Raw genomic sequence first — 3,235 nt, forward strand, 5'->3', positions numbered from 1 at the left:
AGCCGAACCTTCTCGCAGCGAGCGGTGAAGACGAAGTGCACGGCGCCGCGGAGACCGACCTCCACCTTGCGCGAGTTCCCTGCTCGGTCGAAGGTGGCACGCGCCCCGGCTGCGTAGCGAGTGTCCTGGTCTGCGGTCCCGCCGATGGCCAGCACCGGCGTGTCGAGCGCGGCAAGTCCTTGTTGGGCGAAGGGGGCGGCGTCGCCGGCGAGTGCCACGGCGGCCTTGACTCGGGCGTCGGTCCAGTCCGGCCACCGGCCAGTGGGCGCCTCATCCAGCCCGGCGGCTCGGGCCATCTCGTCCGGCGGCAGTTCGTGGATGTCCTTGTCGATCGGGGCCAAGAAGCTCACAACACGGTGACTCGGCCGCGGGTGCCGTCGACGCGAACCCTGTCGCCGGTGTGGAGAGTGGTGGTTGCGGTGCCGGTGCCCAACACTGCGGGTAGGCCATGCTCGCGTGCGGCGATGGCGGCGTGCGACAGGACTCCGCCGCCGTCGGCCACGATTGCCGCGGCGACGGGGAAGAGCGGAGCCCACGCAGGTGTCGTCACGCGGCAGACGAGCACCTCGCCGTGGTCGAGGCTGCTGAGGTCGGCGTGGCTGCTCACGATCCTGACCGTGCCCTCGGCTACGCCCGGAGCCGCGGCCACACCGACCAACTCACTACCGTCCTCGCCTGCGGGATCGGATGATTCGGGGAACTCGTGACCCATCGCCCAGAGGATCGGGGTGTTGATCGCTACGAGTGGTGCGGGCATCCGGCTGATGTCGGGTGGCGGGCTCGCCCGGCCGAGCCGCATCGAGCCGGGCTGTGCGCGCACATAGGCTTCCTCGCCCCGGCGCTGTTTCACGGTCTCGACCAGGGCGGCACCGCTGGGCATTCCGCGCAGGGCGGTGACGTGTTCATCCAGGGTCAGGTACGCCGCGTCCTGTGCCCGGCGAAGCAGACGTCGCTCAGTGAGCCGGCGACTCGTTTCGAGCAGCCAGCGCCGCAGCAAGCCAAAGGCTGGGTCGGTGACCAGGGCGATATTGTCCTCGCGGAGCGAGTAGACGCGGCGGGCGTGGTGCAGTGCCTCGTCGAAGGAGTCGCGAAGGTCGGCCGGCAGCTCTGCGCGGGCGGTGTCCGCGGCGCGGTCCGCCGCTGCATGGTCGGGCGGCTCGGGATCGCCGAGCAACAGCTGGGTCACGATCCTGGGGTGCTCGGCAAGGACGGGCGTCCCAGCGTCGTAGTTCACGCAACCCCAACCGTGCTCGTCGATCCATTGCTTCAACTCGTTGGCCAGCGATGGGTCGACAGCGAAGAGCGCAGCGACCGGCTGGTGTGCGTGCTCAGCCAAGGACGTTCGAGCGGGCTCCGACGCCCGGACCCCGCTTCGAAGGACTGCTAGCGCGGCTTCGCTCGCCCGAGTCGCGGGGGAGTGGCCGACGAGCATTGTCGCGATGGCCGCGTCGTCCCAGCCGAGGGCGTCACCGACGATGTGGTGCAGGCCGTGGAGGGCGTGGAAGCCTGCGAGTCCGAGACGGAAGTGGATCCGCTGGCCCGCGGTCGCGTGCTCGATGAGTCCGTCGGCGTGATCGGCGAGGTCGTGGTCGCTCATAGCGACCATGTCGACGGCGCGCAGTTCGGCGGTCCGAGCCGGGTATGTCGAGCGCTCGCTCTGCTCGTAGGTTTCGATCCACCCTCCATAGAGGTCGGCGTCGAGGGCCGCGCGAGCGCGGCGGTTCAGCGCTCGCAACGGCGGCAGTACGCGTGAGAGCACCCCCAACACCAGTGCTGGCGGTGGGGACGAGTCGCCTGCCCGACCGAACGCCGGCACCGGTCGGGCGTACACCTCACCGCCGACGAGCCGTGCCTCCAGGCCCATGACCATCATGCCCAAATCGCCGAACACCTCCGCCACCGCCGAGGCAGTGCCCTGCTCGGCGGAGAAACCGAACGGCGTGACTGGCTCCGGGTAGTGCGTCACGTCTTTGGCCCATCCCTTGCCGTCGGGAAGCTCCGGCTGCTGCGGGAGGACGGTGATCGGGCGTGCCTGGAGCAGATGCACGACGCCCGCAGCGAAGGCCCACTCGACGTTTTGGGGCTCACCCCGGAGGGACTCCACCCTGCGGGCCAACTGCGCAACCTCGATGAGTAGGTCAGTGCCGATCTCAGCGGCGTCCCCCTCAACGACGTCACCCGTACTGGCGCGGCGCACCGTCACGTCCGTTCCGACGTCCTCGCCGCCGACCAGCGCATCACCCAAGCCGACGGTGGCACCGATGCGGACAACGTCGCGTTCGCCCGTCAACGGATCAGCAGTGAAGGCGACGCCGGCATACTCCGCGGGCACCATGCGCTGGAGCAGGATGGCGATCTCTCCGGTGACCCGGTGGTCCCGCTTGGCTGTTGCCGCCCCCTTGACCTGGGTTCCGCAGCTGATCGGGGTTCTGTGACACGTTGCGGGGTGAAGGTGCAGGTCAGCCGGTTCCGGCCTGCTGCAACAGCCCGGAACGCCTAGTGACACGAATTGTGCGTGTCGAGCGAGGGTTGAGCGCCAATGGGCCGTTACTGTGGTGACATGTTCGTGCGGACGTCGTCGCGGCGGAACAAAGACGGGTCGGTGGTGCGCTACCTCCAGCTCGCGCATAACGAGTGGGACCCGGGCACGAAGTCGGCGAAGATGCGGGTGTTGTACAACTTCGGCCGCACCGACCAGGTCGACCGGGCCGCGATCGAGCGGCTGATCGCCTCGTTGACCAAGACCCTGGACCCCGCTCCCGCCGCGACGGAGGGTGGCGGCGGGCCGGCCGGGCTGTCGTTCGAGTCCTCCCGGGCGCTGGGCGGGGCGTGGGTGCTGGACCACCTGTGGTCCCAGCTCGGTATCGGCAAGGCGATGAGCAAGCTGCTCGCGGGCGGACGGCGGGAGCTGGTGACGGAGCGGGTGTGCTTCGCGCTGGTGGCCAACCGGGCGCTGGCCCCGTCCTCCAAGCTCGCCGCCGCGTCCTGGGTCGGGGCCGACGTCCACATCCCCGGCCTGCCCGAGGTGAGCGACGACGCGTGCTACCGGGCCATGGACTGGCTGCTCTGCGTGGAGGACACCCTGGCCAAGACGGTGTACGACAACGTCGCGGACCTGCTCAACCTCGAGGTCGATCTGCTCTTCTTCGACACTACCTCCACCTACTTCGAGACCGAGACCGCCGACGAATCGGTGTGGCGCGACCAGGCTGGCCGGCGCGTCAGCGAGGAGAGG

At 69.5% G+C, this 3,235-nt stretch carries 2 protein-coding genes and 1 pseudogene; 1 reads left to right on the top strand and 2 read right to left on the bottom strand.

Features of this window, described 5'->3' with window-relative positions:
* Positions 1-350: hypothetical protein (locus ACYC1Z_RS14860; RefSeq protein ID WP_461410287.1), on the bottom strand; the 350-nt coding region annotated here is incomplete at its 3' end.
* Entirely contained in the window at positions 347-2,629 is a 2,283-nt protein-coding gene (locus ACYC1Z_RS14865) for a PEP-utilizing enzyme (RefSeq protein ID WP_461410288.1), read from the bottom strand. The genes ACYC1Z_RS14865 and ACYC1Z_RS14860, both read right to left, overlap by 4 nt.
* Here ACYC1Z_RS14865 and ACYC1Z_RS14870 point away from each other — a divergent pair.
* Positions 2,561-3,235 (top strand): annotated as a pseudogene (locus tag ACYC1Z_RS14870) (IS1634 family transposase); the annotation flags it as partial. The gene ACYC1Z_RS14865 and the pseudogene ACYC1Z_RS14870 sit on opposite strands and share 69 nt — an antisense overlap.

The organism is Georgenia sp., assembly GCF_054605595.1.